Here is a 7,148-nt window from a genome sequence, read left to right as displayed (position 1 = left end):
GCGATGCCGGTGGGGAACTGGATGTAGACCCGTTCGCCGTCGTCGAAGGCGCGCAGCGGCTTCCACGGTGGGCTGTCGCCGGAAATCGCGTAGCGGAACTTGATCTGCTCCAGCGACAAGCCCGAGTCAACCGGTGCAGAGGCTTGAGCTTGCTGCGCCTGTTTCTGCAATGCCAGCAGGCGGTCCTTCGGGTAGTCCCACGATGCGGATGCCATCCACGCCTGCGGCGTCGAAGACAGTTCAAGCAGGTACGTGCGGCGATTGGTCGTGATGACCAGATTCGTCTTCAGCCCGATGCGCGTTGGCTTCACGAGAATATTCACACGCAGGCTGGTGCCCGCACCGCTGGCCGTGTCGCCGACGATCCAGCGCACAGTGTCACCGGCCGAGACCGTCACCAGCTCTTCACCTTGTTGCAAGGCGATGACAGTGACGCGGCCCGGACTCGTGTAGACCTGATACAGCGCGCCATCCGCATAAGGCCAGACCTGGATGGCGTTGATGTAACCCTCGCGACTTGGTGCCACACGCGCTTCGGCATTGGCGCGCGCCACGCGAGTTTTCTCATCGGGTGATTCGGCGACTGGCTTGTCTTCGGGCGTGCTCCCCAAGGCCTTCAACTGTTCGGGCAGCGGCAGTAGCTTCGGCACTTCGACTACCTCGATGGGCTTGGGCGGCTCCGGCAACGCGTGCGCCGCGACGGGTTCATCCAGCGTGATGTCAGGTGGAGGCTGTCCATGCGTCGCGCAGCCAGTGACGGATGCTAAGGTGGCACTCAGGATTAACGGCAAAGCGTAAATGCGGATTTGGGTTTTCATGGTTTCTTCACTCCTTCGGTCGCGTCGAGTTCACGGCTCCAGGACAGGCCGTTGACATAGATTCCCAGCGGGTTTTTGCGCAGCCGCTCTTCGGTACGCGGCGGCTGCAATACCACGGAAAGCATGGCGGTCCAGCGCTCGGTGCCCGAGGGTGAACCGTTCGCGTAGTTGCGCTCGATCCAGCGCACCTGGAACGAGGATTCGCTGGCGCGAACCACGCTGGTGATCTCCACCGCCGTCGAGGTCTGTCCGATGCGCGCGAATGGATCGTTGGTGCGTGCGTAGTCGTTCAGCGTGGCCGCACCCTTGTCCGTCGTGTAGTCGTAGGCTTCGAGCCAGTTTTGGCGCACGACTATCGGATCGATCGACAGTGCGCGCACGTCGGTGAGGAAGCGCGCCAGGTGGTAGGCGATCTGCGCGTCGTTCGGCTTGTACGGCGTGGCCGCTTCACCGACCGCGCGCACCTGGCCGCCGGCGGCCACTTCCACTACATAGGGCGTGACGATGGATTGTGCTGAGCGCCACACCAGACCGCCCGCCATCAGCAATGCCAGCGACAGGCAGCCGAAGGCCATCAAGCGCCAGTTCTTCGCCTGCACGCGGGCACTGCCGATACGCTGGTCCCAGACCTGCGCGGCGGCTTGGTAGGGGGTCACAGGCTCTGGCGTTTCCGAGTAGCGCACCTGGGGTCGTTTGAATAGCATGAATTTATCTCCTCAAGGGTTCGAGTCAGGTGTTGGAGTCATCACGCAGGCTCGGGCTGGCGCCGCTGCCACCGTGGTCGCCTGAACGCAGCGTGTGCGCCGCCGTCGAGACCGCATGGCTTGCCTGCTGTTTGCGCCGCATTTGTTTGGCCCAAGCGGGCTCGCCCGCAGGTGGCTTGGTTTCGGCCGATTCGGCCGAATCGGTAGCGCCGGCTGCCGCAGCAGGCGCAGCGGCGTCCGCGACGAAATTCGCGACGCGATCCTTGACCGCTTTCGCTCCGGCTGCGACGCGCTGGCCGACAGCACCGGCACCACTCTTGGCCACATTGGCGAGGCCCGCGCCGGCAGCACGAACACCGCTACCTCCTGATGCCGCCGCACCGGCCTGGTAAGCGGATTTCGCACCGCTTGCCATTGAGCTGGTCGCACGCCCGGCCGATGCTGCGCTACCGATGGCCGCGCGCGCGGCACCCGGCGCCATGCGCGCACCCGCCGCGACCGCTGCGCCACCTGATGCGATAGCGGCACCACCGGCCACTGCCAAACCAGCGACACCGAGCGCCGTTCCGGCCGCAGCGCCAGCGCCGAGCTGTGGTGCGCCTGACACCAGTCCGGTCGCAATCCCCGGCCCGAAGATTCCCAGCCCCAGCATCGCCAGTGAGGCCAGCATGATGGTCAGCGCCAAGTCGATGGATGGCTCGGTGCCGGGCGGCACCTGAAACTGCGCAAACAGTCCTGTGCCGATGCCCACAATGACCGCCAGCACCAGCACCTTGATGCCCGACGAAACCACGTTGCCCAATACGCGCTCGGCCAGAAATGCCGTCTTGTTCCACAACGCAAACGGCACCAGCACGAAGCCCGCGAGTGTGGTCAGTTTGAATTCGATCAGCGTGACGAAGAGCTGCACCGCCAACACGAAGAAGCTGATGATCACCACCAGCCACGCGAGGAACAGCACCGTGATGACATCAAGGTGCGCGAACACTTCCGGGAAGCCGGTCATGTCGCTGATCTGCGCCATGATGGGCCGCGCTGCATCGACGCCGACCTTGGCCAGTAGACCCGGCCGCAGAAACTGCGCTTGCGTCAATGTCGAACCCGACGCCACCAGCCCGAGTCCAGCAAAGGAGCGGAACAGAATGCCTGCCAGATTGTTGAAGTTGCCGATGATGAAAGCGAAGGCACCGACGTACAGCGTCTTCTTGATCAGCTTGCCGATGACATCTTCACCGCCCATGGCCCAGAACAGTCCGGCCAGCGTCATGTCGATCACCACCAACGTGGCGGTGAGAAACGCCACCTCGCCGTGCAACAACCCGAAGCCCGAGTCGATGTAGCGCGAGAAGACATCAAGGAAGTGGTCGATGACCGACAAGTCATTCATGGCTCAGTCCTTCGGCGCGGAACGCGGCGTAACCGGCGGCGCAGGCGTGTACGGCGTGCCGCTGCCCATGAAGCGCCGCCGCGTGGCCTCGGCGGCCATGCTGCACAGAGCATCGCCGGCCTTGGCGTGGTCGGCCTTGCATTGGGCGCGGACCTCTTTCAAGCGCTCGGGATTCGCGACCAGCGATTCGACAGACTCGGTGGATGCCGGCTTGTTGCACGCGGCGAGTAGCAGCGTGCAGGCGGCGATGGTGAAAATGGTTCTCATGGTTGAGTTCTCAGTGGTCGTAATAGTTGACAGTGGTTGGCGTGTAGGGCGTGCCATCGCCCTGGAAACGCCGACTCACCTCGCGGGCGCGTTCCTGTACCGCGACCTGCCGCGCCTGCTCCAGCGCACTAGCCCGGTCCTGCGTGATCTGTAGCTGCTGCGCCTGGATGGCTTGCCGGGATTGCAGCGCCAGCAATTGGTTCGTCGCTTGCGTGGCCTGAAGCGTGCCAACGGCGGACTGGCTGCGGTTCACGAGGTCGGTCAAGGTCTGCTCGTCGGATGCAAAGTTCTGTACTGCTTGCGACTGCACCTTGGTCGCGGTGCGCAGTGCCTCCAACGAGTTGCGCCAGCGCGTGCGGGCATCGGTTGCCATCTGACTACCCGACGTGGAGGCGGTATAGGCATCGGGATAGAGTCGCGCGAACTCCGTTTCCATCTGCGACAGGTTGAAGGCCAGTCCCTGCGCCTGTTGCAGGAGCTGGTTTGTCGCGGACAGTGTCGAGCGCAATTCATTGAGCGCGCTAAAGTCCAGACTCGTGAGGTTCTTCGCCTGGTTCGTCAACATCTGCGCTTCGTTCTGAAGCTGCCTGATCTGGTTGTTGATCTGTTCCAGTGCGCGTGCTGCCGTCATGATGTTCTGCACGAGATTGGTCGGATCGATCACGACCCACTGCGCCTGCGCAGCGGGCATGGCGCTCACCAGAACGGCGGCGGCGATGGCAATCAAGGTTTTCTTCATGGCTGTTTCTCCTGGGGTGTGAAGGGGATCGACGGATAAGATGGGATCAGGTCCGCGGCCCAGTCGAGGCCGCGATGGCGCAGCCACGCGGCTGCGAAGTCCGCAGGCGGCACTGACGCAGAGACGGTGTCGATAGCGCGCTGGTCTTCGGGCTTGGCTGCACCGGAAAATGCCAGCGCCACTGGCCCGAGCCCCAGATCGAAGACCCGATTGCCGAGCCGCGACTGGTAGTAGTAATCGCGCTTGGGCTGGGCGGTCGCCACGATCTCGATCTGCCGCGCATTGAGGCCGAAGCCTTCGTAGATGACGCGGATCTGCGGCTCGGTCGCCTGCGGATTGGGCAAGAAAATACGGTTCACGCAGCTCTCGATGATGGCTGGTGCAATACTGGAATCTTTGATATCCGCCAGCGATTGCGTGGCGAAAATGACCGACACGTTCTTTTTTCGCAGCGTTTTCAGCCACTGGCGAATGCGCGTGGCGAACACCGGGTCATCGAGGAACAGCCAAGCCTCATCAAGAATCAACAGTGTTGGGGCACCGTCAAGGCGCTCCTCGAAGCGCGCGAACAGGTAGCGCAGCACGGCCAGCGCCGCCGCCTTGCTGTGCATCAGTTCCTCCATCTCAAACGCTTGCACGTCGGCGAAACCGAGCCGGTCATGATCGGCATCAAGCAGCTTGCCGTGTGCACCACCCAGCACATAGGGTTGCAGGGCTTGCCGCAGCGCATTCGATTGCAGCAGCACCGACAAGCCGGTCAAGGTGCGCTGATCAAGTGGCGCGCTGGCGAGACTGTTCAGCGCCGACCACACAGCGTCCTTCACGTCTGGCCCAACGGCCACGCCTTCGTGAATCAAGCGGTCTTCGACCCACTCGGCCGCCCAGGCGCGGTAGCTGTCCTGGTCGATGCGGGCCAGCGGCTGGAAGGCGATAGCACCCTCTGCGCCCAAGTCGTAATGCTCGCCACCGAGTCCGAGCACAGTGGCACGAATCGAACGCCCCATGTCGAACGCGAAGATGCGTGATCCGGCATAGCGGCGGAACTGCATGGCCAAAGTGGCCAGCAGTACCGACTTGCCCATGCCGATGGGGCCGACCACCAGCGTGTTGCCCACGTCGCCGATGTGCGTGACCAGCCGGAACGGCGTCGCGCCATCGGTGCGGGTCACGATCAGCGGTGGGCCGTCAAGATGCGCATTGCGCTCTTGACCGGCCCACACTGCCGACACCGGCAGCATGTGGGCCAGATTCAAGGTCGAGACAATGGGCTGGCGCACGTTTGCGTAGGCGTGCCCCGGAATCGACGACAGCCAGGCATCGACCGCGTTCAACGTTTCGGGGATCGTCACGAAGCCGCGGCTCTGGATAGTCCGCTCCACTGCGCGCAACTTCTCGTCGGCGGCCGTCGCATCGGTATCGAGTACTGTCACGGTTGCGGTGATGTAGCCGAACGACACCTGGTCACTGCCCAGTTCCTGCAGTGCTGCATCGGCATCCGCTGCCTTGTTCGAGGCATCGGAATCCACCAGCGGACTTTCCTGTTGAAAAATGGTTTCACGCAGCAGCGCGACGATGTTCTTGCGCTTGGCGAACCACTGGCGGCGCAGCCGCGTCAGTTCCTTCTCCGCCTCGGCCTTGTCCAGGCACAGGAAGCGGGTGCTCCAGCGATAGGCAAAGCCCAAGCGGTTGAGGTCGTCGAGCAAGCCGGGCCAGGTCGAGATCGGGAAACCACGCACCGACACCACGCGCAGGTGTTGGCTTCCGAGCATCGGTGCCAGCCCACCCGTCAGCGGTTCGTCGGCCAATAGCGCATCAAGGTGCATCGGCACTTCGGGCACGGCCACCGAATGCCGGCGCGTGGACACGCAGGCATGCAGGTAGCTCAAGGTCTGACCATCGTCGAGCCAGACTATTTCCGGCATGACCCCTTCGAGCAAACCGAAGAAGCGTTCGGTCTCCGACACGAAGCCCTCCAGCCGTTCACGCCAATCCACGCCTTCGACCTTGGTGTTCTCGTACAGCAGCTTGGCGGCGCGGGCCGTTGATTCCTCGGGCGGCAGATAGAGCAGCGTCAGGTGGTATGTACTCTCGAAGTGGCTATCGGCTTCCTCAAAGACGGCGCGGCGCTCCTCATCGACCAGCCAGGACAGCGGCTCGGGAAATACCGACTCCGGGTAGTCCGCCGCTTCGCGCCGTTCGGCTTCCACGAATAGCGCCCAGCCGGAACCGAACCGGCGCAGCGCGTTGTTCAAGCGCGCCGATGTGGCGATCAGTTCGCCCTGTGTCGCGCTGTCCAGGTCCGGCCCGCGAAACCGCGCCGTGCGCTGGAACGAGCCGTCCTTGTTGAGTACGACACCCGGTGCGACCAGCCCAGCCCAGGGTAACCAGTCTGCTAGCAGAGCGGGGCGTGTGCGGTATTCGGCAAGGTGCATCATGACGTGTTCTCCGTGGGCCTCATACGTCCAACAGCATGCGGTGCTTGATGTGTCGAGCGAAAACCGCCATGAACTGCGCATCCAGGCGCGCGCCCCACACCGCCAATGAGTGCCCGACGATCCACAGCGCAAGACCGGGGAGCCAGAGTTGCAACCCGAGACCGACCGCAGCGGCCAGCGTGCCGTTGGCAATCGCCACCGTGCGCGGTGCGCCTCCGAGCAAAATGGGTTCGGTCAACGAACGATGCAGCGGCACTTCAAAACCAGGTGCGTCAGCAGGCAGCGCGTTCATGCGATCACTGCTCCGCCGCCGAAGCTGAAGAAGGTCAGGAAAAACGAGGACGCGGCGAACGCGATCGACAGGCCGAAGACGATCTGCACCAGCTTGCGAAAGCCCCCGCTGCTGTCGCCAAACGCCAGCGTCAGGCCGGTGGTAATGATGATGATCACCGCGATGATGCGGGCCACCGGTCCCTGGATGGACTCCAACACCGATTGCAGCGGTGCCTCCCACGGCATGTTAGAACCCGCTGCGTGTGCAGGCAGCGCCACGCACAGCAACAGCGCCGCCATGACGATGATCTGCATATCGACCTGAAGCCGGGCGTTGGGCAGAAGCGGATTTACGGAAGTGTGCGAAAGTGTCATGACGGTTCTCCGGGCGTTGGTGAAAGTGAGGGGATGGAAGGCAGCAGCTCCGTGCTGAGCTGGTAGCCGTGGCTGTCGAAGCCGGTGACGCGGGCGATTTCCTGCACGCGGCGCGCATGGCCGCGACCGGCGATGTAGACGATGACGTTC

At 63.4% G+C, this 7,148-nt stretch carries 8 protein-coding genes and 1 pseudogene; all 9 read right to left on the bottom strand.

Features of this window, described 5'->3' with window-relative positions:
• Positions 1-818 (bottom strand): P-type conjugative transfer protein TrbG (gene trbG / locus PSV05_RS00945; RefSeq protein WP_300060134.1); only part of this gene is annotated, 818 nt, incomplete at its 3' end.
• Entirely contained in the window at positions 815-1,522 is a 708-nt protein-coding gene (gene trbF, locus PSV05_RS00940) for a conjugal transfer protein TrbF (RefSeq protein ID WP_300060131.1), read from the bottom strand. The genes trbG and trbF, both read right to left, overlap by 4 nt.
• Before the next feature lie 25 nt (positions 1,523-1,547).
• The gene (gene trbL, locus PSV05_RS00935) at positions 1,548-2,909 is read right to left on the bottom strand and encodes a P-type conjugative transfer protein TrbL (protein WP_300060128.1); all 1,362 of its coding nucleotides are present in this window, start codon (positions 2,907-2,909) and stop codon (positions 1,548-1,550) included.
• Positions 2,910-2,912: 3 nt separating this feature from the next.
• Positions 2,913-3,176, bottom strand: a complete 264-nt coding sequence (locus tag PSV05_RS00930) for an EexN family lipoprotein (RefSeq protein ID WP_300060126.1) — start codon at positions 3,174-3,176, stop codon at positions 2,913-2,915.
• Between the two features lie 10 nt (positions 3,177-3,186).
• Positions 3,187-3,915: a P-type conjugative transfer protein TrbJ gene (trbJ, locus tag PSV05_RS00925; RefSeq protein ID WP_300060123.1), complete on the bottom strand. Its 729-nt coding sequence runs from the start codon at positions 3,913-3,915 to the stop codon at positions 3,187-3,189.
• The gene (trbE, locus tag PSV05_RS00920; protein WP_300060120.1) at positions 3,912-6,350 is read right to left on the bottom strand and encodes a conjugal transfer protein TrbE; all 2,439 of its coding nucleotides are present in this window, start codon (positions 6,348-6,350) and stop codon (positions 3,912-3,914) included. The genes trbJ and trbE overlap by 4 nt, the downstream gene beginning before the upstream one ends.
• Before the next feature lie 19 nt (positions 6,351-6,369).
• A complete protein-coding gene (locus PSV05_RS00915) occupies positions 6,370-6,642 on the bottom strand; it encodes a VirB3 family type IV secretion system protein (protein WP_300060117.1) in 273 nt (90 codons plus the stop codon).
• The gene (locus PSV05_RS00910) at positions 6,639-6,938 is read right to left on the bottom strand and encodes a TrbC/VirB2 family protein (RefSeq protein ID WP_300060137.1); all 300 of its coding nucleotides are present in this window, start codon (positions 6,936-6,938) and stop codon (positions 6,639-6,641) included. The genes PSV05_RS00915 and PSV05_RS00910 overlap by 4 nt, the downstream gene beginning before the upstream one ends.
• 56 nt (positions 6,939-6,994) lie before the next feature.
• Positions 6,995-7,148: pseudogene (locus PSV05_RS00905) on the bottom strand (P-type conjugative transfer ATPase TrbB); the annotation flags it as partial.

It is taken from the genome of Thermomonas sp., assembly GCF_029945965.1.
GTDB lineage: Bacteria > Pseudomonadota > Gammaproteobacteria > Xanthomonadales > Xanthomonadaceae > Thermomonas.
The sequence above is the reverse complement of the archived record's forward strand: the minus strand, read 5'-3'. Positions and strand labels throughout refer to the sequence as shown.